The sequence below is a fragment of the Bacteroides sp. AM23-12 genome (genome assembly GCF_003434395.1).
Taxonomy (GTDB): Bacteria; Bacteroidota; Bacteroidia; order Bacteroidales; family Bacteroidaceae; genus Bacteroides; species Bacteroides thetaiotaomicron.
On record NZ_QTLF01000017.1, the window covers coordinates 53,624 to 79,504 of the forward strand.

General features: G+C 40.7%; 15 protein-coding genes. 11 read left to right on the plus strand and 4 right to left on the minus strand.

Going from position 1 to position 25,881, the window contains the following annotated elements; genetic code table 11:
- Positions 1-10: 10 nt before the first annotated feature.
- On the plus strand, positions 11-400 hold the full coding sequence (locus DW640_RS14520; protein WP_081030174.1) for an L-rhamnose mutarotase: 390 nt from the start codon (positions 11-13) through the stop codon (positions 398-400).
- A gap of 76 nt (positions 401-476) precedes the next feature.
- Here DW640_RS14520 and DW640_RS14525 read toward each other — a convergent pair whose 3' ends face one another.
- Positions 477-1,337: an AraC family transcriptional regulator gene (locus DW640_RS14525; protein WP_008767033.1), complete on the minus strand. Its 861-nt coding sequence runs from the start codon at positions 1,335-1,337 to the stop codon at positions 477-479.
- 216 nt (positions 1,338-1,553) lie between these two features.
- On the opposite strand from DW640_RS14525, the gene DW640_RS23770 reads away from it, so the two are divergent.
- The 5 genes from DW640_RS23770 (at position 1,554) to DW640_RS14555 (ending at position 10,157) form a co-directional block, all read left to right on the plus strand.
- Positions 1,554-2,960 carry an IPT/TIG domain-containing protein gene (locus DW640_RS23770; protein WP_199610385.1) on the plus strand — a complete coding sequence of 469 codons (1,407 nt, stop codon included), beginning with the start codon at positions 1,554-1,556 and terminating at the stop codon, positions 2,958-2,960.
- Between the two features lie 31 nt (positions 2,961-2,991).
- Complete coding sequence (locus DW640_RS14540; RefSeq protein WP_054960385.1) at positions 2,992-6,099, plus strand: TonB-dependent receptor; 3,108 nt, start codon at positions 2,992-2,994, stop codon at positions 6,097-6,099.
- Positions 6,100-6,123: 24 nt separating this feature from the next.
- Positions 6,124-8,199: a RagB/SusD family nutrient uptake outer membrane protein gene (locus DW640_RS14545; RefSeq protein ID WP_016269774.1), complete on the plus strand. Its 2,076-nt coding sequence runs from the start codon at positions 6,124-6,126 to the stop codon at positions 8,197-8,199.
- A gap of 31 nt (positions 8,200-8,230) precedes the next feature.
- A complete protein-coding gene (locus DW640_RS14550) occupies positions 8,231-9,190 on the plus strand; it encodes a BT_3044 domain-containing protein (RefSeq protein ID WP_117578582.1) in 960 nt (319 codons plus the stop codon).
- A gap of 115 nt (positions 9,191-9,305) precedes the next feature.
- Positions 9,306-10,157, plus strand: coding sequence for a TonB family protein (locus tag DW640_RS14555; RefSeq protein WP_062695995.1), 852 nt, complete (start codon positions 9,306-9,308; stop codon positions 10,155-10,157).
- A gap of 128 nt (positions 10,158-10,285) precedes the next feature.
- Here DW640_RS14555 and DW640_RS14560 read toward each other — a convergent pair whose 3' ends face one another.
- Together DW640_RS14560 and DW640_RS14565 are read right to left on the minus strand one after the other, a co-directional pair.
- The gene (locus DW640_RS14560; protein ID WP_117578584.1) at positions 10,286-12,292 is read right to left on the minus strand and encodes a glycoside hydrolase family 127 protein; all 2,007 of its coding nucleotides are present in this window, start codon (positions 12,290-12,292) and stop codon (positions 10,286-10,288) included.
- Positions 12,293-12,328: 36 nt separating this feature from the next.
- Positions 12,329-13,330 carry a family 43 glycosylhydrolase gene (locus DW640_RS14565; RefSeq protein WP_008762614.1) on the minus strand — a complete coding sequence of 334 codons (1,002 nt, stop codon included), beginning with the start codon at positions 13,328-13,330 and terminating at the stop codon, positions 12,329-12,331.
- A 211-nt stretch (positions 13,331-13,541) separates the two neighbouring features.
- Here DW640_RS14565 and DW640_RS14570 point away from each other — a divergent pair, with 211 nt between their 5' ends.
- The 4 genes from DW640_RS14570 (at position 13,542) to DW640_RS23990 (ending at position 22,554) form a co-directional block, all read left to right on the plus strand.
- Entirely contained in the window at positions 13,542-15,302 is a 1,761-nt protein-coding gene (locus DW640_RS14570) for a BNR repeat-containing protein (protein WP_090614726.1), read from the plus strand.
- Entirely contained in the window at positions 15,299-17,320 is a 2,022-nt protein-coding gene (locus DW640_RS14575) for a DUF2264 domain-containing protein (protein ID WP_061473601.1), read from the plus strand. The genes DW640_RS14570 and DW640_RS14575 overlap by 4 nt, the downstream gene beginning before the upstream one ends.
- A gap of 235 nt (positions 17,321-17,555) precedes the next feature.
- Positions 17,556-21,704, plus strand: a complete 4,149-nt coding sequence (locus DW640_RS14580; RefSeq protein ID WP_048692692.1) for a hybrid sensor histidine kinase/response regulator transcription factor — start codon at positions 17,556-17,558, stop codon at positions 21,702-21,704.
- 700 nt (positions 21,705-22,404) lie between these two features.
- Entirely contained in the window at positions 22,405-22,554 is a 150-nt protein-coding gene (locus DW640_RS23990; RefSeq protein WP_155520535.1) for a hypothetical protein, read from the plus strand.
- Positions 22,555-22,902: 348 nt separating this feature from the next.
- On the opposite strand, the gene DW640_RS14585 is transcribed toward DW640_RS23990, so the two are convergent.
- The gene (locus DW640_RS14585) at positions 22,903-23,769 is read right to left on the minus strand and encodes a hypothetical protein (protein ID WP_055230184.1); all 867 of its coding nucleotides are present in this window, start codon (positions 23,767-23,769) and stop codon (positions 22,903-22,905) included.
- An 805-nt stretch (positions 23,770-24,574) separates the two neighbouring features.
- Between DW640_RS14585 and DW640_RS14590 the strand changes: the two genes are divergently transcribed.
- Positions 24,575-25,867, plus strand: coding sequence for an IPT/TIG domain-containing protein (locus DW640_RS14590; protein WP_048694343.1), 1,293 nt, complete (start codon positions 24,575-24,577; stop codon positions 25,865-25,867).
- Positions 25,868-25,881: the final 14 nt, after the last annotated feature.

The following is a 25,881-nucleotide window of genomic DNA, read 5'->3' on the forward strand; positions in this document are numbered from 1 at the left end:
AGTTATTACTATGTCGTCTATTCAGGGATACAAAATGAAAGAGTATAGCATGCCTACAAAGAGGTATTGCCAAACTTTAAGCCTTAAAAATAATCCGATTCTGATTGAAGAGTATCGTAAGATACATAGTGAAGAAAAGGCATGGCCGGAAATAAGGGCGGGGATACGTGCAGTAGGGATTCTGGAAATGGAAATTTATATATTGGGATCACAACTTTTTATGATTATAGAAACTCCACTGGACTTTGATTGGAAGATAGCTATGGATAAACTGTCTAATCTTCCGCGGCAGGCTGAGTGGGAAAAGTATGTGTCTAAATTTCAAGACTGTCCGTGTTTGAGTTCTTCTGCTGAAAAATGGAAGTTGATGGAACGTATGTTTTATCTGTATGAAGATTAGTTGAGGATAACGTAATCGTTTACTACGTGTTGAGAAAAAAGGAATAGTGTGAAAGTTGCTATTCCTTTTTTTCTGCTTAAGAGTGATAAGAGGTGCGATATTCTTGGGGAGTAATACCTGTGATTTTTTTGAATAACCTGTTGAAGTATGAATAATCTTCAAAAGCAAGATTTAATGCAACATTTTTGATTGACATATCATCGGTTATTAGTATGAGTTGAGCTTTTTCTATTTTCTTACGGTTAATGTATTTTAAGGGGGTATCTCCTGTCTCTTTTTTGAATAGACGAATAAAATGGTCTTTTGATAAACAGGAATTCTCAGCGAGTACTCTTAAATCAATAGTTTCATTTATATGTTTACGGATATAGTGAATGGCTTCTTCTATCCGATTGTCTTTCAATTCCATTTTTACTTGAGCTCTTTTTAGGAAACGTGCTAGCAATTGATATACGATACCTCTTGATTCTATCTTATCAGACAAGGTCCGTTGTTTGTTTTTTAGCAGATTCTGCATAAGGGTGTAATTGTTATCGTAAGAAGTCGGGTCTGATTTCTGTAAGGTCATATGTGGATTTATAGTGCAGAGCCGCTGAAATAATGCCAAATCTATTTCGACAGCCGGGATTTCTATTGGAAAATCCCAATTGTCCAGTAAGTTGCTGTCTGACTGGTGTTCTTCATATATATGCAGATAATAGTGGGAAAAATAAGAGTTGCAGATATAGCTATGTTTGGTAAAAGCTGGAATAAAATACATGTGGTTAGCTTTTAGAATCTGAGTTTTACCCGATATTAAGACTTGTGCAGTACCTTCTGTCACATAATATAAACGTGTAAAAGGGCTATTGACATTTTTCCAGTTCCAATCGGCATTATGAATAGCCAAACCTATGTTCAAAACAAGCGGGTGCAATTTATCAACAAATGAAGCCATAGCATATAGGGTTTATTAATGTGAAGATAAAGATATATAAAAAATAAATATAATTCTTTTGATGTCGATAATTTTAAATAATATATCGATATTGTTTTATAATAAATCCTACTATAGTCGTTCATGTCGATATTGTATTACTCTAAATCGTATTAGTCCTACAATGTGAACTGCCGAGTTGTTACATTTGCGGTATATAATCTAATAGGAATATTTATGAAAAGTATGAGAAAAAACACATGGCTTCCTCTTATTGGACTCCGAACTTTTCTTTTTGTGACCACAGCGTTTACAATTGTTTCATGCAGCGATGACAAAGAAGAAGACGGGTATAACCCTAATCTTCCGGTCAGAATTAGCGAATTGTCTCCCCAGGAAGGCGGATACTTTGATAAAGTAATCCTCCAGGGTGAAAACTTTGGCAACAACCCTAAAAAGGTACGTGTATTCTTTAATAAAAAAGAAGCGATTGTTGTAGGAGCATCCGGCGATCGGGTACTGGTTCATGTCCCGAAACTCCCGGGTGATGATTGTAAGATAGGTATGCTTTTAAACGGTAACACCACCGATACTATTTTCGCAGAAAAGCATTTCGCCTATGAAAAGAATTATCAGTTGATATATGTAGCCGGACAGCTCAACTCCAATACAGAAACATTTGTAGAAGGAAGCTTGGAAACCACAACATTTGCCAATAGTATGCAGCATCTAGCGTGCGATCCCAGTGGCATCATATATATGAACCATAAAAATACAGGTCAAAGTGGCAGTCTTATTTATATTAATGAACCTGAGAACTACTCTAAGTTTTTGGATTATGGGGCATCTACTGAAAACGGAGGTTCGCCTAGCACTCCGTATTATGATGAAAAAACAGAGAAGGTTTACTTCTGTGCGCACCATGCTCCATTTTTTTGGGAAGTTGATCCTAAGGATTCATGGTCTTTTGTGAAAAGGAAGTTGATTGCTCCCGACGCCAGTTATCAGGCAAAAGGATATCGTCCGGTACCAAGCGGTCAGAAGTTGGAGTATATGTGTTCCTATGCTCGTGCAACAGATGCTAATGGCGAAAGTTTTATCTATTGCCGGACGTGGCAAGGTCAATTCTTCCGTTTCAAACTTGAAGATCGTGTCTACGATTATGTCACCACTTTTGCCAAATCAGATGCATGTCTGGCTACAGACCCCGACGACCCGACCAAGATTTATTGTGCCTTGAATGAATACAACAAAATAACCTGTATTGATTTGACAAAGAATCCGGAAGACAGCGGCTTTGAGACAGATGTCTGCGGCATACAGGGACCAGGAGCATATCAAGATGGACACGTTTCTGTGGCAAGATTGAACAATCCTCAACAGATTTTGTCAATGCACGACCCTGAAACCGGAGAAAAGGTGATATACATTTGTGATGCCAACAATAACTGTGTACGTATGTACAATATGGAAACAAAATTAATGAGTACCGTAGCAGGAATAGGCGGGAAATCCGGATATGCTGCCGGAAATCCTACAGTTTCAAGAATGAACAGACCTTATGGTATCTGTATAACTCCCGAAAATGACATTTACATTGCAGATGCAGGTAATAAAGTAATAATGAAACTGGCATTTATGTAATGATGAGTAGTAATCGTTTAAAGAAGAAAAAATGAAAGCTTATATAACAAATAGAATATATCTTATGCTGTTTTTCTGCTCCATTACCATAATGGCACAAGCACAGCAAAAGTTTGAGATATCCGGTATAGTCCAAGATGAAACAGGACAGCCTGTCCCGGGAGTCAGCGTATATGTAAAAGATAAAACAGGCATAGGTACAAATACCGATATGGACGGAAAATTCGTTTTGAAAGTCGATCGTGGAGATAAAGTGCAGTTCAGTTTTATAGGATATGCCAGACACGAGTATCTAGCATTAAAAACTGAAAAAAAACTGGTTATCCAATTAGTACCGGATGTAAGTGCACTTGATGAAGTGGTAGTAGAAGCTTATGGAAGCAAGACTCGTAAAATAACAACGACAGGTGCCGTCACTTCCGTAGATGTAGCGACATTACAGACTCCTGCCACTAGCCTGGCTAATATGCTGGGAGGACGAGTTGCCGGTATCATCTCGACACAAGGCAGTGGCGAACCGGGTAAAAATATCTCAGACTTCTGGATACGTGGTATCGGAACATTTGGAGCAAACGCATCAGCACTTGTTCTCATTGACGGTCTGGAAGGTAGCCTAAATGATGTAGACCCGGCTGATATTGAAAGCTTCTCCGTATTAAAGGATGCTTCGGCAACAGCCATGTATGGAGTACGTGGAGCAAATGGTGTAGTACTTGTCACCACCAAAAGGGGAAAACAAGAAAAACTGAGTTTTACCGCACGTGCAAATGCTACTATATCATGGCTAAAGCGCTTGCCGGAATATTGTGACGGATATAACTATGCGAAATTGGCGAATGAAGCACTCGTAGTACGTGGCGATGATCCTAAATATACGAATCAGGAACTGGATATCATTAAATACGGCCTGGATCCGGATTTATATCCGGATGTCAATTGGCAGGATGAAGTTCTCAAAAGGTCTTATTGGCAACAAACCTATTATTTGAGTGCCCGGGGCGGTGGTAGTATAGCACGGTACTTTATCAGCTTAAATGGTTCTAACGAGACTTCTGCTTACCAACAGGATAAATCCAGTAAATATTTTAAAGGTTTGGCATATAATACCTTTGGGCTACGTGCTAATATTGATATAGATTTAACTAAAACTACCAAATTATATTTTGGTGTCAATGCCAATAAAACAATCAGAAATCTGCCGGGTGCCGCAGATACTAATCTGATCTGGTCTGCTTGCAGCAAACTTACTCCGGTTACCATACCAGTGGTTTACTCTAACGGAATGCTTCCTTCAGCCAATGGAGTGACAGATGAAATGTCCCCTTATGTACTTCTGAACCACACAGGATTGAAACAAGAAGAAGAATTCACTTCTACCTATACATTAAGTTTAGATCAGGACCTGGGTATGCTGATTAAAGGATTGAAGCTGAATATACAAGGAGCGTATACCAACGACAACGCTTTTCATGAAACACGCTACATCATCCCCGAACTGTGGTCATATGATAAGCGTAATGCAACTGGAGAACTTGCTGGAAAGCGCCAGACCGAACGCATAACGACCCAGTACAGTAAATGGGAAATGCAATACCGCAAATACTTCCTTCAGGCTACCATGAACTGGGCACATGATTTAGGACACGGACACACGCTTATGGCACTGGCGCATTATGAAATGAGTGATCAAAAGCGGTCAACTGATGCCAATGACACGATGTCGGCTATCCCAGTTCGTTATCAAGGACTTTCCGCTAAAGTCGGCTACAATTATAATGATACGTATATAGTCGACGGCAACTTCGGTTATACAGGTTCCGAGAATTTCCAGCCAGGACGCCAGTTCGGATTCTTTCCATCCATATCTGGTGCATGGGTACCGAGTAGCTATCAATGGACAAAAGATAAAATGCCATGGTTGAATTATTTTAAAATCCGTGCTTCATACGGTTTAGTTGGTAATGACCGTATCACCGACAAGCGTTTTCCATATCTGACTAGTATAAATGTAAATGGTTCCGCTACCACAAACTGGAAGTATACCAAGGGAGGTATTTGGGAAAACTCGATCGGGGCAGATAATCTGGAATGGGAAAAAGCAAAGAAGTTTGACGTAGGTTTGGAAGGTAAATTATTCGATAAATTTGAGTTTGTAATAGACTTCTTCCGAGATACTCGCGACGGAATTTTCCAAGAACGCAAACAAGTTCCTGATTTTGTAGGACTCGTAAACATGCCATTCGGTAATGTGGGCAGCATGGTAAGCTGGGGTAGCGACGGCAATATCACCTTCAACCAACGCATCAATAAAGACATGGAATTCACGCTTCGTGCTAATTTCACATACTCTACCAATAAGGTGAACTACTATGAAGAAGGAGATACCAAGTATGAATATACATCAGCAACAGGACGCCCTAACGGCTACATGAAAGGTTATATCGCTTTAGGACTTTTCAAGGATCAGGAAGAGATAAACAACAGTCCGAAACAAGATTTTGGAAGCTACCTGCCGGGAGATATCAAATATAAGGATGTAAACGGTGACGGTGTTGTTAACAGTGACGACCAGGTGCCGGTCAGTTATCAGGATTACCCGCGTCTGATGTATGGCTTCGGAGGAGAATTTCGATGGAAAAAGCTGACATTAGGCGTACGTTTCAGTGGAATAGGTAACACAGACTATTACAAAATATGGACATGGGGAAGTAACAATGTGGGATATATTCCTTTCTACGATGGTAAACTGGGCAATGTACTCACTATTGCAGCCAATCCTGCCAACCGTTGGATTCCGGCCGATTATGACGATCCCAGCATACCAGCCAGTATGAGAGAAAATCCCAATGCCATGTTCCCGCGGCTAAGTTACGGTAGCAATCAGAACAATGCGCAGGCATCTACATTCTGGAAAGGTAATCGCAAATATTTACGGCTCGATGAAATCAGTCTGAACTATAACTGGAACTGTAATTTATTAAAAAGTATTGGAATAAATTCGATCGATCTCGCTGTGGTAGCAAACGATTTGCATACTTGGGACAGCGTTAAATTATTCGATCCGGAACTCGCCACAAGTAATGGACGTGCTTATCCGATTCCGGGCCGCGTTAGTTTCCAGGCAATTGTTCATTTCTAAACATGATCATTAAATAACAAAATTATGAAAAAGTATATATCACACCGATCAATAAACCTATTCATCGTATTTCTTGGGATACTTACAACCGGAGGATTCACCTCATGCAATTTTTTAAGAGTCGACGACTATTTTGACGATACAATGAAGTTTGACAGTATCTTTACTAAATACGAGTACCTGGTACAATATATGTGGGGAACATCAGATCAGTTCCCCGACGAGAGCCGCATCCTTTCTGATCCGGTCACTCCCGGTCCGATGGCTACGGATGAAGCTTTCTCAAGTCAGAATCCGGAGCATGGCCTTCGCGGACTCTCCTACATTCTGGGAACTATTAATGCCGATAACATCGGTAACTATAGCATGAATATATGGTCGTCCATGTATAAAGTGATCCGTAAATGTAACTACATACTGGCACGCAAAGGAGAGGCTCACATGAATACAATACAAGATGAGGAAATCACTGGCTACACCCACATGATGCGTGGTTATGCTTATTACAATCTGATCCAGTCTTATGGTCCGTGCATTATACTCGGTGACGATATCTTACCCAATAATGAATTACCTGAAACTTACAATTATTCCCGTTCGACTTATGACGAATGTGTGGATTACTGTTGTAATGAACTGGAACTTGCTGCCAAATATATGCCTATAGACTTAAATCCGACTTTTTTTGGACGTCCTTCACGTGGTGCTGCTTTTGCGTTGATAGCTCGTCTGCGGTTGCAACAAGCAAGTCCGTTATATAATGGCGGACAGGCCGCACGCACAGCTTTCGGCAACTGGAAGCGGACAGTGGACGGAGCCAACTATGTGAATCTGAACTACGATGAAACACGCTGGGCAGTAGCAGCTGCAGCATGTAAACGTGTCATTGAGATGAACAAATACAAATTGCATACTTCTCCCATCGATCCAAGCATGCCTCCCCGAGCATTGCCGGCTTCCGTGACAATCACTGACCCCAATTTTCAGAATATCGACTATTATCGTTCCTATTCAGAAATGTTCACCGGAGAAACGATAGGCAGTAAAAATCCAGAATTTATCTGGGGTAGACAGTCGGATGCTATGGCAAACATGACACAATGCAGTTTCCCGACGGAAAAAGCAATGGGGGGATGGAACAACCTCTGCGTTACTCAAAAACTGGTAGACGCTTATTATATGGTGGATGGACGAGATAAAAATGATGCAAGTAAAGAATATCCATATCATGTAGCAAACGGTACAGTGACCGATGATTACTTTTCCACCAGTGCAGAGGAGTTCTCCGGCTACACTATTCCGATGGGAGTATACGGTATGTATCTAAACCGAGAGAATCGTTTTTATGCTACAATAGGTTACTCCGGACGTTACTGGGCAGCACGTTCCAATACCCAAGAACAATATGGCCCTTATAGGGCGTGGTATCATCAAATGGTAACTTCAGGACGCGATCTGTTTTCCGGGAAAAATTCCGCCATAACCAATCCTCTGGATTATCCGGCAACAGGATATGTGCTGACTAAATGGATCCATGCGGACGACGCATGGATAGGAACCGGAAGTATGCGAACTACAAAATATTTTCCTATCATCCGATATGCGGAAATTTTATTAGGATATGTAGAAGCAATAAATCACCTGAGTAAAAGCTATACCGTCGAATTACCCGCAATCAATGGTGGAAATAATGCTCCGCAAAGCTATACAGTCGAACGTATTCCAACTGAAATACAAAAATACTTCAACCCGATACGAAATCGCGTCGGTCTGCCTGGATTATCTGACACAGAAGCCGCATCAGATGAAACAACTTTGGACAACATCATCAAGAGAGAATATATGATCGAATTCGCTTGCGAAAACCGCAGATACTTTGATGTACGTCGGTGGGGCATATATGAAGAGACTGAAAAAGCTGGTGTTTATGGAATGCGTTTGGGAGGAGATAAATATACTTATTATCAGAATCCGATTCCTGTGAATCAGGTTAACAACCGAAATCGCGTGATAGATAAGAGACTGATCCTATTACCCTTGCCCAAAGCTGAAGTACGTCGTGTAGAAAATCTCGACCAAAACCCGGGCTGGGAGAATTAATAATTTACTTCGTATTAAAACATAAATAACCATGAAAACAAAATATATTTATATAGCTTTTTTGACAATCTTATGTGGGGGAAGCTTGGTGGCATGCTCCAATGGCGACGAGTTCTTCAAGGATGAACGCTACAAGAAAATGATCTATGCAATCAGCGACAATGAGCAAATATTTCACGCTGAATTTGAACTGAATAATGAAGAAGATATCATAGGCGTGCAGCCTTTCGCAGTAAGCGGCACTAATCCTATAGATCAGGATGTGCATCTGACCATAGAAAAAGATCCGGAGCTGTTGACGGAATATAACTATAATACCTACATGGATGAAACAGATAAATATGCCCGTGAGCTGAAGGACGGGGATTATTCACTTTTATCTTCTATCGTTGAAATAAAAGCAGGAGTGAACCCCAGCTATGAAGTGGGAAAATTACAAGTGAAAATAAAGACATCGACCATTGAAAAACTATCCGTTGACTCTGCTTACTTTCTTTCGTTCCGCATTAAAGAGGCAACACCTTACGAAATCAATGAAGAAAAAAGGAATGTATTATTCCGAATTTATAAAAAGAATCAGTATGCATCCCAAAAGACACCCACTTACTATGCCTCTTCCGGCTTTATGGATGATGTCGTAATGCCGTTCGACTCTAAAATTATCATGCCATTGGCATATAATAAGATACGCACTTACATTGCCGGACAAATTTACGATGCGAATGATACCAAAGAAACAATCAACAAAAATTCGATGGTAATCACTGTAGATGCCGATAACCAAGTGCTGATATCTGCTTTCGATTCTGAGAATGGATTAAAAGTTGAAATGTTATCTCCAAGTTCTGATCCCAATGATGGCTCATATGGATATCGGAACTATTATAATCCAGAAGAAAAGCAATTTTACTTATATTATCGTTTTGATAATGGTGAAGGCTGGAAGGTTGTGCGTGAAACTTTAAGAGCCGAATCTATCATAAGTAAATAGTGATTGGCGACTATAGATATTTTTTCATTATGCGAAAAGAAACAGACGAATATTGCTGTGTTTTAATAAAAATACACTATATTGCGGTATTGTTTAACCTTAAAATATGATAGCCATGAACACAAAATTATTCGGTTTGTTTATCGCATTGTTGGTATGCCTGCCTTCGCTTGCCCAACAAAAGCCTGTAGAGAAGGTAGATAGTGATGGAGTTTATCTGATGCCCGATCAAATGCCGGAGTTTCCGGGTGGGATGCAGGCGATGATGAAGTTTTTGACTACAAATATTAAGTATCCTGTAGAAGCACAGAAGAAAGGCGTTTCCGGTCGTGTGATCGTACAGTTTGTCATAATGGAAGACGGAACATTGGATCAGGCTAAAGTTGTAAGAGGAATCGATCCCTTGCTGGACGAAGAAGCCTTGCGCGTAGTGAAATTAATGCCGAAATGGAAACCGGGAATGGATAGAGGCGAGGCAGTGAAAGTACGTTTTACAGCTCCGATAATGTTTAATCTGTCCAGACCGGAGGCACAGAGACCTACTTTCCCCGAACTTGTAGTACCTATCGGGCAGGAAGTAGAAAACAGGTCTTTGCAAGGAGTATGGCAGAGTTGTGTTGTGCAACCGGGCGAACATGGATATAAAATTCTGTTATTGCCTGTTCTAAAGATCGTATCGCCTGATCAGACATTCATGAATATAATGACAGCCGGTATGAACGGCAGGTCAAATGCCATCATCTATTGTCAGGGAGAGTACAGTTTGCCATCGGATGGCACTTACGTGGAGATGGTGGAAAAATCGGTTGATTCGGTTTTTATACAAGGAGTAAAGAATGAAATCAGTGTGGAACGATTGCATGATAATCTGATTAAGTTGTCTTTTACGGTTCCGGGACAGGGAAGAAAAGTGACGGAATATTGGTTCCGGGCCCCTTCACCGGATGTGAAGATAATGGCTGATTGATATAATAATATTATTTTAGGCACGGATTTCACGGATTACACGGTCTTAATGAATAAAAGCCGTGTTCATCCGTGAAATCCGTGCCTAAAAAGCTCTCTGTACTTTCTTATCTTCGACTCAGCTTATTATTAATTCTTAAAGAATCCGTTATCTTCCCATTGTCCCGCTTCCTGTGGCTGTGCCGACGTGGCGCTTACATCGATAGGCAGCCATACTTCCATGTCGCCTTCGCCCCGATGTGCCCAGGCATAATAGGGTATCAATGTGAGTTCTACGTCTTTAGTTACCAGTTTTCCTGCTTTGTCATAACTTAATGCCTGCGCATCGGTCGTTATCTGACGGATGCCGTAAAGTAACTCCGGTTTGTCTGTTACCTTGAATTGCGGATGCTGGTTGAGAAGTATGCTGTGGACGTTGAATCTGTTGTCCGGCCATTCTGCGCAATAAACGATGGGGCCGCGTTCAACGGCAACACGTCCGTGATCGGCTTCTACTTTGGGATTTGCCTTTACTATTCGGGGGATCATGTCGAAATGTACCTCTACCACATCTCCCTTTTTCCATTTGCGGGCGATGCTGAGGTAGCCATCATTGACATCGCTTTCTACTGTCTGTCCGTTTACGGATACTTGGTAGGCAGGTTTCTGATTGTCGGCGTAAGAATACAGGTCACTGGGAAGTACATTGCCACGTACCCAGCCGGGGATACGGAGTTTCATGGTGAAGTCCTGATTGCCCTGCGTTATTTTCAGGCGGATGTCCCCATTCCAGGGATAGCCGGTTTCTTGTTCCAGCAGAATCTTTTTCTTGTCTACCTTTAGCTCGGCTTTGTTGGAAAGATAAAGGTTCACGTATACCTGATCGTTCTTCACGGCATATACATATCCCGGTAATGACGGAATGAAACGGCTGACATTTGAAGGGCAGCAGGCGCAGCCGAACCAAGGTTTGCGGCTGTATTTTCCGTTAGAAGACAGCGGGTTGGGGTAGAAGAAAGAACCTCCGTCCAGTGATACACCCGATATCAGACCGTTGTATAGTGTGCGTTCCAGGACATCGAAATATTTGGCGTCTCCGTGCAGCAGGAAAAGACGGTAGTTCATGTATACATTGCCGATAGCGGCGCAGGTTTCACAATAAGCGGACAGGTTAGGCAGCTCGTAGTTGTTGCCGAATGCTTCGCCTGCATGGCGTGCACCGATGCCTCCGGTTATATAAATTTTTTTAGAAACGATGTTGTCCCAAATCTTGTCTATCGCTTTGATGTAGCTGCTGTCTCCGGTGATGGCTGCCACATCTGCCATGCCGGAATACATATATACGGCACGTACGGCATGTCCTACGGCTTCATCCTGTTCTACCACAGGTTTGTGTGCCTGACTATAGGCGTCTTTCCGGCTGGTATATCCACGGGTATCTAGGAAGAACTTTGCCTGATCAAGATACTTTTTGTCTCCCGTCACCATGTATAGTTTGACTAAAGCCATTTCGGCTATCTGATGCCCCGGTACGTATTTCTTCTGTTGAGGGCCGTTGCCGATTTCACGGCAGACACAGTCGGCATATTTAATGGCGATATCGAGGAAGTTTCGTTTTCCGGTAGCTTGATAATGTGCTACAGCTCCTTCTATCATGTGCCCCAGATTGTAGAACTCATGACTCAGGTTCTCTACCGCTACCCAACGCTCTTTTCCTGCCCAGTTGTGCGGGTGCTTCGGGTTCATGGTGCGGGCTGTATAAAGGTAACCGTCCGGTTCCTGTGCTCCGGCAACAATGACGAGTACGCTGTCAATGTACTTTTGCAGTTTCTTGTCCGGATAGGTTTGCAGAGAGTAACTGGCTCCTTCTATTGTTTTGTATACATCGGTATCGTCGAAAGAGAAGCCCTCTACTTTGTAGGTATCGCTGGGATGTGCTGCCTTTACAAAGTTTTCGTAACGTCCCGTCTCTTCACATTTGCTGAATGCCAGAGGGATGGTTACTTCACGGCTTGCTTGAAGGCGCTGTCCCCAAAAGTTGTCCGTCACTTTAACGGAAGTAAAGGGGACAGGGTCTATAGGATATCCATGATTTATTTGCGCGCTGCCTGTTATGCAGATGCAGGTCAGGAATGTCGCAGTCAGAACGTTTTTCATCTTGGTATTATTTTAGTATGAATCTCTGTTGTGGTGTTATGGTGTCGGGATTACCTGTTTGATTGTTCCGTCCGGATTGAATTCCATCCGGTCAATACATACTTCGCGGTGCCAGCCCGGTCCGTCATTCAGATGGTTCTTGTTGATACGGTGGTATACGATATACCATTTGTCTTTTCCCGGTACTTGCAGGATAGAGTTGTGGGCAGGTCCGTAGATTTCTTCTTTTGGATTTTGAATGAGTACTATCGGGGCTTTGGCTACTTCGATCGGACCGAGTGGTGACTGGGCGGTACCATAAACAACGTGGTAGTTGGGGGAACCGGTGTCGTCTACAGACCAGAAGAAGTAGTAAACTCCTTTTCTATAAATAACGTAAGGAGCTTCACGGTATGCGTAAGTCTGCAAAGTCCCTCCTTTGGGAGTTAATACTACCGTTGTCTCTTCTTTGACGGACAGCATGTCGTCGTTGAGCTCGGCTCCTGCCATGTAACCGTTACCCCAATAGAGGTAGCTTTTGCCGGATACGGGGTCGGTGAATACATCCACATCAATCTGCTGTCCCCGTCCTGTGGGAGAAGAGGTGATGATAGGTTTGCCCAGATCTGTGAAAGGTCCGGTGGGGGAGTCGGCTACGGCAACTCCTATCTGCTTGCCTTTGTTGGTCGTCGGGTTGGCACTATAATAAAAGAAGTATTTATACTTCCCGTCTATCTTCTTTTCTTCAATGCAGGGAGCCCATGCGTTTCCGTTTGCCCAAGACACATTTTTGCCCATCTCCAGAATCACAGTCTCTTCTTTCCATGTCTTTAAATTCTTCGATGAAAAGACCTTAAAATAACTTCCGCCCCATCCTGGAAATCCGTCACTGGTGGGGTAAATATAATAGCGTTTTGTCTGATGAGAATACAGTACTTCCGGGTCGGCATGGAACCCCGGTAGAATAGGGTTACCGGATTTCTTATTTTGTGCCGTTACTTGTACTGCTCCGATGAGTAATAAGTGGAATAGAAAGATTTTGGTAAATAAATGCTTCATGATATTTACAGTTAGATTTTTGTTATATTATAAGTACGACAAAGATAGGGGATCCACCTAAATAAAAAGGTTACATATCTGTCAAAGGAGGGTAATTATCATTCATAATAGGGAAGATGATCTAAATTTGGACTTTAATGAACGGTATTCGGATGTCCTTTTGTATCTAAAGCATTATTTTTGCGCTGAATCTAAAAAATAGTTGGTTACCATGAGAGCAAAGCTGATTTTACCTTTTCTGATTTTATATTTGTTCTGTCATTTGCTGTCGGTGCAGGGACACGAAGTTGACACTGTAAATCCCGGCAGTGATAAAAATGTAGCATCTTCTCAAGTGTATGAAGTAACTTCCGAAGGAGCTTGGTGTTGGTTTGCTGATCCGCGCGCATTGCATTATGAGAATGAAAAAGGTACAATAAACAAGACATATATCGGCTATATTGATATACACGGCAATATTAAAGCGATGCAGTATGACTTTAAAAAGAAAAGACAGGACGAGGTACTGATCCGTTCTTATTTTCAACCGGATGATCACAATAATCCGACGTTTCTGGTATTGCCGGATGAACGGATTATGATCTTTTATTCCCGTCACACGGATGAGCCTTGTTTCTACTATCGTATTTCCCGCATTCCCGGAGATATTACGACATTGGGAGAGGAAAAGGTGATTAAAACAAAGGACAATACCACCTATCCGTCCCCGTTTATTTTATCGGATGATCCGGAACATATCTATCTATGTTGGCGGGGGATTGGCTGGCACCCTACTATCGCCAAGCTGTCGTTGCCCGATCAGAATGATCAGGTGGCGGTGGAATGGGGACCGTATCAGATAGTACAGTCTACCGGGGCCCGTCCTTATGCCAAGTATATGTCGAATGGGAAAGATAAAATTTATTTTGCTTATACGACCGGTCATCCGGATAATGAGAATCCTAATTTTTTGTACTTTAATTATATAGATGTTCATTCTTTGCAGTTGAAGGATGTTAAGGGGAATACTCTTTCGACTATTGCTGACGGTACTTTTAAAGTGAATAAGACGGGTGACTATGTGCGTCAGTATCCATCTACTCTGGTAGATAATCCATCCGCACGTGATTGGGTATGGCAGGTTGCTTTGGATGAGAATGATAATCCGGTCATTGCAATGGTGCGAATCAGCAGTGATAAGAATTCCCATGATTACTATTATGCGAAGTGGAACGGACACGAATGGAAGAAGACATTCCTTGGTAACGCCGGTGGTCATTTTCACCAGACACCAAACTTGGAGAAATGTTACAGTGCCGGTATGACTATAGATCCGTCGAATACGAATCATGTTTATTGCTCGTTGCCTGTGGAAGGAAAGCAAGGGAAGGTTTACGAGATCATGAAATTTATCTTGAACGAGGCCGGGGAGGTGGTCTCTACAGAAGCGGTTACGCAAGACTCGCAGCAGAATAATGTCCGTCCTTATATAATACCTGATTCAAAAAATACGCCTTTGCGGCTCACATGGATGTATGGCAATTATTACGATTGGATTGTCAGTTCACGGTATCCGGAAGGTTATTGCACAGGGATTGCCTGTGATTTTAAAGGTTTCCCGGGTGCGAAGAAAAAGAAAAATGTTGTAGCGGAGAAGGATTTTAAGTTCAACCCGAAGGTGGCTTTTGTATTGGAACAAACGGTCACTCTGGATGCGGACAATTATCAAGGGTGCCTTTTACAATTGGGCGATCTTCAATATTATCTGAACGGACAAACCATGAAACCGGAAGTTAGATATAACGGAAAGGTATATCCTAGCACAAATATACTTGGAACATCTGATTGCTGGAAAACAACTTCGCGCAATACAGGCGGTGAGTGGTACACTCCACAAAAGTACGGGAGTTTCAAGTTAGAGCTGGAGTATAAGAAGGGAGTATTATGTGTGTATATTAACGGATTGCTGGATCAAAAAATAGAAATACAATGAGAAGGAAAGTTTTAAGAGATTTTGTGATAGGAGTTCTTTTATTATTTGTTCTCCCGTTGGCAGAACTGTCAGTCGCCATTGCTCAGGAGAGTGTGTTTACTGTACAGCAGCCTGACTTTCAAAAGAGTCCTTATACGGGAATGACACGTCAACACTGGATACAGGCGGGTGAGTATCTGCTGAGAGGAGCATTCGGTTATATCCATACGTTGGATGACCAGATGTACTTTCCGAAGCAACTGGACAAAACATATCCCAATAATGACGGCCAAGTTCCGGTTGCTAAGCTGGAGGGGCTGGCACGAACCTTATTTATTGCAGCACCCCTGTTGAAAGATAATCCGGAACTGGTAATGAATGGAATAAGAGTAGCAGATTACTATCGGCACCAATTAGTTGGTATCTCTAATCCGAAAAGTCCGAGTTTTATTCCTCATCGTAAAGGAGGACCTAGTCAGACGTTACTGGAGTTAGGGTCTTTGGCTATTTCAATGAAAGCGGCTCAGGCTGTTTTGTGGGACCCGCTGACAAAAGCGCAAAAGGATTCGCTTGCTGTAACCATGCTGAGCTACGGAGAAGGACCGACCATCGGCTCTAACTGGATGTTCTTTAATGTCTTTATTTTAAGTTTTCTGAAAGATCAGGGCTATGCAGTGGATGAGAGCTATCTGGAGTCGAATTTGAAGAAACTGCTGGCACGTTATCGGGGTGAAGGCTGGTACAATGATGCTCCGGCTTATGATTATTACAGTGCGTGGGCTTATCAGACATACGGTCCCATTTGGGCAGAAATGTTTGGCAAGAAGCAATTTCCCCAGTTGGCACAGCAGTTCATGGCAAACCAGCATGATATGGTAGCTAACTATCCATATATGTTTAGCCGGGATGGTAAGATGAATATGTGGGGACGAAGCATCTGCTATCGTTTTGCAGCGACTGCCCCGTTGTCTCTATGGGAATATGATAAAAGTGGCGATGTAAATTATGGCTGGATAAGGAGGATTGCTTCTTCTACTTTGCTGCAATTTCTGGAAAATCCGAAATTTCTGGAAGAAGGGGTTCCAACGATGGGATTTTATGGTCCGTTTGCTCCTGCTGTGCAGATTTATAGTTGTCGGGGTAGTGTATACTGGTGCGGAAAAGCTTTTTTGAGTTTGCTGTTACCGGAAAACTCAGACTTCTGGTCTGCTACCGAAAATAACGGTCCTTGGGATAAAGAACTGAAAAAAGGGAATGTCTATAATAAGTTTCAGCCGGGAACCAATTTGTTGATTACGAATTATCCGAATAGCGGAGGCGCTGAGATGCGCTCATGGTGCCATGAAACTGTTGCAAAGGACTGGCAGAAGTTTCGTAGTACGGAGAATTATAACAAATTGGCTTACAATACGGAATTCCCGTGGATGGCGGATGGTAAGAACGGAGAAATATCCATGAATTACGGAACAAAGAATCAGAAAGGCGAGTGGGAAGTATTACGGCTTTATACGTTCCAAAGTTTTAAAGACGGTATCTATCGCCGTGATGCCGTACTTGAAACAGACAGTACAGTAAGATATCAACTGGCCGATATTCCGCTACCGAACGGAATCTTGAGAGTGGATAAAGTTTCGGTCTCCGAACCGACGGAAATCTGTTTGGGACATTATTCACTGCCTCGTTTGAATGGTGTATTTAAAGAAACATCCCGAAGGGTCGGCAAGCTGGATATTCCGGTTATTGATAACGGAGAGTATGAACTGGCTATGATACCATTGGCTGGATGGGATAAACTATATACATCGTATCCGAAAGGGTTACATCCTGTCAGTGATGAGTGTGCTTTGATTATGGCTTCTGATAAATTGGCTGGTAGCAAGATTTATATGACACTTCAACTTTGGAAGAAGAATGAAGCTAAGAATGGCTTTACAAAGAAAGAGTTGAATCCGGTCCGGTCGATAGAAATTTCGGAAGATAAGAAACAAGTGACAGTGCGTCTGGATACGAAAGAGATAAAAACGATTCTATTTGAGTAATTTTAAAATATGAGAAATGTACAGTGGAAGTGTTTTTCCACTGTATTTTTTTATGTATAGTGATGAGTCTTAAATGCCTATATGGTGAATTTCCCTTCAAAAAGTTCTACTTATCAGTATATCTGTAAAGCTAGAACTGTCTAATCGTTGTTTATTAAATTTTTTATTCATAATTTTGGTCGTATATACAGTTGTGAAGTATTATATTTGTATTTAACGAACAAAATATGATCATATGAAAAACACGCGAATCGTTATCCTTTATTATAAGCTGAGTTTTTTGATTTTGTTTTTGCTTTTGAAGTCTGCTTTGTTATTGGCGACAGAGGATGTCATCTACAACCTCAAATTTAAGCAACTTTCTGCTCCATATTTCTTGCCGACAAATGAAGTACAAAAAGTGTATCAAGATAAAGATGGATTTATCTGGTTCGCTACTCGTAATGGACTTTGCCAGTATAATGGCTATGAGACCACTCTTTATAAATCCAATCTTTACTCTCCGGATTTATTGACTACCAATAGCATCACTTGTTTGGTTGATGATAATAATAATAATCTTTGGATTGGTACATCGGAAGGACTGAACGTGATGGATAAAAGAACCGGAGAAATAAAAAAGTATAAAGCACCATATCTTTCTAACAATGTAGTGTCTGCTCTGTGTGTGACTCGTGATAATACAGTTTGGGTGGGGACGGATAACGGTTTATGTCGTTATGTTGCAGAGAAAGATACTTTTGTAGTTTGTGGAGATGACTTTGGAGATAGTAGACTGCGGTATGTTACCATAAAATCATTATTAGAAGATTCAGATGGCGATCTCTGGATTGGAACTTGGGCACAAGGCTTATTTCGTTATTCTCCATCCACAGATAAAGTGGAAATATATCCGAAAATCAATGACCAATATTCTTCTCATGTAATTTATGAAGATAGTAATAAAGATATTTGGGTAGGGAGTTGGGGATATGGTCTTTTTAAATTGCAGAATCCTAAAGATATGCAACGTGTGTCTTATCAGCGTTTTCTGCATGAGAACGGTGATGATTCCAGTTTGTCTGATAATATAGTATATGATATAGCAGAAGATATCAATACTCACACCCTGTGGGTTGGTACACGTAGTGGGTTGAGTATCTTAAAACTTGATGAACCGGACGCATTTATTAATTATAAATCGGGAAAAACAGATTATCGTATTCCTTCTGACGAGGTTAACTCGATTATGCGTGATGCTCAGAGGAATATGTGGATAGGGGCTATTGGGGGAGGAGTTCTGATGGCTGATACACGTCAATCTACATTTGCTTTATATACACTTAACTTTGGAGATGAAGATATTCCGGTAACTTCCGTTCGTACCTTATTTGCTGATTCAGATCAAAACCTATGGATTGGAGTAGGAACTTACGGACTAGCCTGTAGAGAGTATGAAACAGGAAAGCTAAAGATGTATTCGCACATACCGGAATTTTCGGGGTTAAAAGATTTGCCATCCCTTTTCGCAGTTACCCAGCGTAAGAAGAGTGGTGAAATCTGGTTTGGTATGTATAATGGAGGAATCTACGTATATCGGAAAGGTGAAAAGGTAAAACACTTGACTACAAAGAATAGCGGTTTCCTTACTTCTGATTGTGTGTCGGCTTTATATGAAGATTATGAAGGGAATTGCTGGGTTGGCACGCGAGGAGGAATAGGGGTCAGATTGGCTGACGGTACAGACTATCGCTTTGAAACGATGAACTTTAATGATAGTTTGTCGGCAGGCTGGATATATGTAAGAGATATCATAAAGGATATGGATAACAGTGTCTGGCTGGCAACTTCTAATTTGGGTGTGATTCATATAACGGGGGATGTCCGTCAACCTTCCACATTGAAATATGAGAATTATAGTTTTCATAATCGTAAACTAATCACGAATACAGTCTTGTGTATACATCTTGATCGTTTTGGTCGATTGTGGGCAGGGACTGAGGGAGGAGGATTATACCTTTATAATCGTAACAAAGGAGAATTTGAGGAAAAAACGCGTGCATATAGTATTCCGGGAGACGTTATCGTTAGCATAGAAGAAGATAAAAGTGGTAATTTATGGCTGGGAACGATTTCCGGACTAGTGAAACTTTATGTAGCTGCTGTTGGAAATGATTTCTCAACCCATATCTATACTTCTGCCGATGGGTTGCAGGATAACTTTATAGTCAATTCATCGTGTAGTCGAAATGGAGAATTGTTTTTTGGAGGACATAAGGGGTACAACAGTTTTTTTCCTGATAAAATGGAAATACCTTCTCAGGAAACCAATTTCCTGATAACAGATATTAAAATATTCAATCATTCTTTCAGTAAATTGCCGGTCGAACTGCAACAAAAGATTTCACCGGTAATGCCTACCTATACCAGTAAGATTGAACTTCCTCATAAATACAATAATTTTAGTATTGAATTTGCCGCCCTTACCTATAAGAATCCCGAACTAAACAGATATGCTTACCGGCTACAGAACTTTGACAGGGATTGGCAGTATACGGATGCAGACCGCCGCTTTGCTTATTATAACAATCTGCCGAGCGGGACATATACTTTTCAGTTGAAAGCAACCAATGAGAACGGAGAATGGAGTGGCTATGTGCGTGAATTGACAGTGGTAGTCCTTCCTCCGTTCTGGGCTACCTGGTGGGCATATCTGTTATATATAATATGGGTGTTGGTCGTAGGAATTTTGATTTACCGTACAACAAAGAACCGTATGTTGCTTCGGAATGCATTGCGCCTGCGTGAAATAGAAAAAGCAAAAGCAGAAGAATTGAATCATGCGAAATTGCAGTTCTTTACTAATATTACGCATGAGCTGTTAACTCCGTTGACTATTATTTCGGCTACGGTGGATGAGTTGAAGACACAGGCACCTAGTCATAATGATTTATATACGGTGATGAATAGCAATATACAGCGATTAATACGATTGTTGCAGCAGATTCTTGAATTCCGTAAAGCAGAGACAGGAAATTTGAAATTGCGTGTTTCTCCGGGCGATATAGCGGATTTTGTGAAAAGAGAGACTGAAAGTTTTCAACCGCTGGTGAAGAAACGAAAGATACATTTCTCTGTACTTTGCGACCCGGAAGCTATTGTCGGCTATTTCGATACAGATAAATTGGATAAGATATTATATAATCTGTTGTCTAACGCTGCTAAATACAATAAGGAAGGCGGATTTATCCAAGTAACTTTGTCTTATGATGAAAATAAAGATTTTGTGCTCTTGAAAGTGAAGGATAACGGGAAAGGCATTTCAAAAGAGAAACAGAAAATGCTGTTCAAACGCTTTTACGAAGGAGATTATCGAAAGTTCAATACTATCGGCACCGGTATCGGACTTTCCCTGACAAAAGATTTGGTGGAGTTGCACGGAGGAACCATTTCAGTAGAGAGTGAAGTCGATCAGGGAACAGAGTTCATCGTGAGGATTCCTATTGACCGTTCTTATTATGAAGAAGAACAAATAGATAATGAAGCAATCTTGCCGATACAGAAGACGGTGACTTATGAAGTCACGCAAGTGGAAGCTGCCAATGAAGTAGAAGAAGTGGCGGAGAAAGCCAATTCTATCTTACTGGTCGAAGACAATGAGGAGTTGCTGCAATTGATGACTAAACTTCTGAACCGTGATTATAATGTCTTTACTGCCGAAAATGGGAAAGAGGGAATTACGGTATTGGAGAATGAGGATATTGACCTGATTGTATCGGATGTGATGATGCCCGAAATGAATGGCATCGAATTCTGTAAGTACGTAAAAGGTCATTTGGAAATCAGCCATATTCCGGTGATTCTATTGACTGCCAAGAATAAGGAAGAAGACCGTGCAGAAGCGTATGAAGCTGGTGCGGAGGCTTTTATTAGCAAGCCTTTTAACTTGACGGTGTTGCATGCCCGTATCCGTAACCTGCTGAAGTATAAGGAACGCACGGCACGCGACTTCAAGAATCAATTGGTGTTTGAAGTAAAGGACTTGAATTATACAAGTCTGGATGAAGACTTTATAAAGCGTGCCATTGAATGCGTGAATAATCATTTGGCAGATGCTGCATTTGACCAGACACAATTTGCCGAAGAAATGATTACCAGTAAATCGACTCTATATAAGAAACTGAAATCTTTGGCAGGTTTGAATACTTCTGCTTTTATTCGCAATGTGCGTTTGAAAGCTGCCTGCCGGATCATGGAAGAAAAGGGAAATAATATTCGTGTTTCAGAATTGGCATATATCGTAGGTTTTAATGATCCGAAGTATTTCAGTGTGTGTTTTAAGAAAGAGTTCGGGATGCTGCCGACTGATTATATTGAACGGTTTATTCAAGATGTAGAGAAGTAGATTAAGTCTGGTCCATCATAGCCTCTGTCATTCAGAGGAGTATAACGACGAAGAATCTTTTTTCCTGTACACAAAAAATGAGATTCTTTCTCTCATTGGTCGTCTGAATGACAAAAATACATTTAATGCATTTCTGCTTTGGTTATGAATGAACTTCTTGTATAAGAAATGAATCAGACATCTAAAAGAGTACTCCCCAATAAGTATAGGACTTAATGGTTGTAAGTACTTGAGTTGCTTGATTCTTGTACAACATTTGAGTCGAAGATGTACAACTATCCAATGAATGATGTGCTGACTTTCCTCCGTACTACTATTGGATTATATCTAGCATTCAGCCTTTTCAGCTTCGCTCGCAAATGCCTTGCCAGAAGTGGATATCGGCTGAAGGCGCTTTTTTATACCCCGTCTCTGGGATGTTTTGGGAGGGGATAAGTGCTTTCAGCCCTTTCAGTTTTGGGATTACAAGTTATAGTTACTCACCACGTGGGCTGAATTCCGTAAGCTCGAGGCTGAATTTCATTCGCCACCGAGGTGAATGTCACTCAGCCCCGAGATGAAGGTTGGTGGAATATCGGCTTATTTAAATTAGTAAACAGACTAATAGTCCAGAAACAAACAGAGGGTCTGTTTGCGTCGGACAGACCCTCTGTTTGTACTGAATAGAGCCTCTGTTATACGAAAATACAGCCTCTGTTTTGTGAGAAACTACTGGCGTTCGAACGAATTATTTTTCAGGCTGAAAGGGCTGAAAGCACCTACCCTCTCCTGGAACATCTTAGTAGTGGGGCACAGAAGAGTGCCTTCAGCCGATATCCACTTCTGGCAAGGCGTTTGCGAGCGAAGCTGAAAAGGCTGAATGCAAGGTGTTCACCTTTTCTTGGAAAGGTAGAGCTTTTGTGCCTTTTTCGAACAGGGTCTGAGCTATTCGCATCAGATATGAATTGATCTTGTCAACAGATTATTATCTGTCTATATAGTACGGTTTACTCGAGAAGAAAAAAAATAAGAGTAAAGAATTTTGCTTTAAAACGATTCTTCTTAATAATGATGATAGAAAGATGGGATATTTTCAGAATTTATGGTAATTAGAGAATTTCCCATCTTTCAAAAATAAAGCAGAGTTAATATGTGTGTATTTTTATATATGTATACGCATGAATGTAAAAATATTTTCAATAAACTCTAATGCTTGTTGTTATTTGACAATTGCCATATATTCAGAAAGAGAATATAGAGGAGTATTTCCAGAAAAAGAGAATGTTGTTCTTAAATAATTGGTACAGTTTCCGCTGTTGTTAAAGCTTGTATCTGAATCAGGAATCCTTTTGTCACAAGATAAACTATATATTCGAAGTTCACATTCTACATTGGACATATAATAATAACTATGAATATAGGGACCATCATTCCAATTTGTATTCACGATGCCATTGACTATATCTTGACAGCAATATCCACGGATTGTTTTCTTGTGCATTAAATCATAATAGCTGTAAACCATTATAAGTCTACATCGTTTAGTATAACCAATAGACCCTTCGATTTTGCCAGTACTTAGATCTAATCCTACTGTGATGCTTGTGTCTCTAAAATCAAAATTGTGATCACATTTAGGTTCGCTACTACTTTGACCGCTATATTCATCTATGTCAATAGATGTCAATTGTAAAGTAACGGGCAATCCTCCCCCATCCTTTATTTCTAGCCAAAGTGTATCACCTTGAATGAATGTGAAGGAAGTAGGGAGTTCAAAGCTTCTTGTTCCGACCATTTCTTCTTCGAAAGTTTCAAATGAATCTATATACCCATAGAAGTTTGAGCGTAACGTGAACAACATACCAACTGGTTTTTCTGATGCAGTTGGGAAATTCCACTCTATAAAAACTGTTCTTCCTTTTATTGTACATCTAGCAATGCCCCATCCGACAGATGAATATCGAGTTGTCACATTACATTGTTGAGTGTAATGAGAATCATTTATACTGTCTTCACTACTGCAACTAATGAATAACAGAAATGAGCATACTGAAATGAAAACGAAATTCAAAATCTGTTTTTCCATAATTTTCTAATTTAAAGTTGAATATATGATTAATAATTCGCTTATAAAATGCCTCTATATCACCTGTCAAAGTTGAAAGACATGATTTCCAAAAATAGTACTTTATTTAATGCGACGGATCATTTATTGAAAATTATAGGATGAGATATAATTCAATTTGGTGTAAAAATGAGCCAGACCGTTCATATATAAATTCAAATCATATAAATCTAAAAGTCGTTTATTGGATAAAGAATTTCAATGCTAAATTTAGCTCCGGTTTGTGCTATAAATAATCCCTTTCAGTACATAAATTAATTCGTCTGCCTATAGTCGGACGCAAGTTTGCCTATAGACGACATTGCGTTTGCCTATAGCCGGACGAAACGTTGCCCATAGGCGGACGAATTAATTCATGCATTCGCAGGTCTTATTTTTTATAGAGAAAGGGATTATTGTATTTGACTGCAATGATTGTAATAATTGGGTCGCAGATTCATAACCACATAGAAAAGAGTTAAATACAGCATTTTATAGGGAGAATTATCATTCATAAAGGAGGAAAATAAGTTAATCACTATAATTCTCCCTATAAAGATGATTATTACTCTTTGTTGACATTAGAATGGTCTATGTTTGCATTCGTTGACATCTAGGCTGATAAGTCGGTGAAACAATTGACAATTCTAAATATATACTAATATGATGAAAAATGAAACATTAACAAAGAAAACAACTAGCTCAAAGTATGGAGTCTTAAATGTCATACTGTTCGGACGTAATCTTGAGACTAATCATTATTTATTAATTCATTAATATTTTTGCTATGAAAAATTGCATTTTCTATTCTTTAGTGCTAACACTTCTCTTTTTGATAGGAAGCTGTAAAGATAGCGATGACAACAAAACCACTGGGGCGACTTATGATCCGAATCAGCCCGTTACAGTGGAGAGCTTTATGCCGGTAGAGGGCAAGCTACGGGAAAAGGTTATCGTTAAAGGTTCTAACTTTGGTACAGACAAATCAAAGGTGAAAGTTTATTTTGTGGACGAGGCAGCAGAACGCTTATCTACAGTAATAGGTATCGATAACAATACCCTTTATTGTCTTGCACCCAGACAATTGCCGGGTGGAAACCGTATCAAGGTAATTGTTGATGGGAAGGAAGTGACTACAGATGGCACATTTAAGTATGAACAGGCCCAGAATGTTTCTACCATCTCTGGTTCGGCTTCAAAAGATGGGAATGATGATGGTGACCTTGCATCTGCAAAGTTCAAGTACATGTGGGGAATTGCAGCCGTAGGAAATAATACGGTACTTGCTTATCAAAGAGATGATCCTCGTGTCCGTTTGATTTCGGTGGATGATAACAAGGTGACTACCGTTCATCCGGGTTTTAAAGGTGGAAAGCCTGCTGTTACCAAAGACAAACAAAGAGTGTATAGTATTGGTTGGGAAGGGACTCATACAGTATATGTCTATATGAAAGCAAGTGGTTGGGCACCTACACGTATCGGACAGCTTGGTTCTACTTTTAGTGGTAAAATTGGTGCTGTTGCATTGGATGAGACAGAAGAATGGCTCTATTTTGTTGATTCTAACAAGAATTTCGGTCGCTTCAATGTGAAGACACAAGAGGTAACATTAATAAAGCAACTGGAACTCTCAGGATCTCTTGGCACAAATCCTGGCCCTTATCTTATTTATTATTTTGTAGATAGCAATTTCTACATGTCTGACCAGAATCTGTCTTCAGTTTACAAGATTACTCCTGATGGAGAATGTGAATGGTTCTGTGGGTCGGCTACCCAAAAGACAGTGCAAGATGGTCTTCGGGAAGAAGCTTTGTTTGCCCAACCCAACGGAATGACAGTGGACGAAGATGGAAACTTTTATATTGTTGATGGATTTAAGGGGTACTGCTTGCGCAAGTTGGATATTCTTGATGGCTATGTATCTACTGTAGCTGGTCAGGTAGATGTAGCAAGTCAGATAGATGGCACACCGCTGGAAGCTACCTTTAACTATCCTTATGATATTTGTTACGATGGTGAAGGTGGCTATTGGATAGCTGAAGCCTGGGGAAAAGCTATTAGGAAGTATGCAGTAGAATAATCACTAAGAAAAAC

Coding starts and splice junctions, on each gene's coding strand:
- DW640_RS14520 (WP_081030174.1), top strand. CDS start 11: ATGTCGTCTATTCAGGGATACAAAATGAAAGAGTATAGCATGCCTACA.
- DW640_RS14525 (WP_008767033.1), bottom strand. CDS start 1,337: ATGGCTTCATTTGTTGATAAATTGCACCCGCTTGTTTTGAACATAGGT.
- DW640_RS23770 (WP_199610385.1), top strand. CDS start 1,554: ATGAAAAGTATGAGAAAAAACACATGGCTTCCTCTTATTGGACTCCGA.
- DW640_RS14540 (WP_054960385.1), top strand. CDS start 2,992: ATGAAAGCTTATATAACAAATAGAATATATCTTATGCTGTTTTTCTGC.
- DW640_RS14545 (WP_016269774.1), top strand. CDS start 6,124: ATGAAAAAGTATATATCACACCGATCAATAAACCTATTCATCGTATTT.
- DW640_RS14550 (WP_117578582.1), top strand. CDS start 8,231: ATGAAAACAAAATATATTTATATAGCTTTTTTGACAATCTTATGTGGG.
- DW640_RS14555 (WP_062695995.1), top strand. CDS start 9,306: ATGAACACAAAATTATTCGGTTTGTTTATCGCATTGTTGGTATGCCTG.
- DW640_RS14560 (WP_117578584.1), bottom strand. CDS start 12,292: ATGAAAAACGTTCTGACTGCGACATTCCTGACCTGCATCTGCATAACA.
- DW640_RS14565 (WP_008762614.1), bottom strand. CDS start 13,330: ATGAAGCATTTATTTACCAAAATCTTTCTATTCCACTTATTACTCATC.
- DW640_RS14570 (WP_090614726.1), top strand. CDS start 13,542: ATGAGAGCAAAGCTGATTTTACCTTTTCTGATTTTATATTTGTTCTGT.
- DW640_RS14575 (WP_061473601.1), top strand. CDS start 15,299: ATGAGAAGGAAAGTTTTAAGAGATTTTGTGATAGGAGTTCTTTTATTA.
- DW640_RS14580 (WP_048692692.1), top strand. CDS start 17,556: ATGAAAAACACGCGAATCGTTATCCTTTATTATAAGCTGAGTTTTTTG.
- DW640_RS14585 (WP_055230184.1), bottom strand. CDS start 23,769: ATGGAAAAACAGATTTTGAATTTCGTTTTCATTTCAGTATGCTCATTT.
- DW640_RS14590 (WP_048694343.1), top strand. CDS start 24,575: ATGAAAAATTGCATTTTCTATTCTTTAGTGCTAACACTTCTCTTTTTG.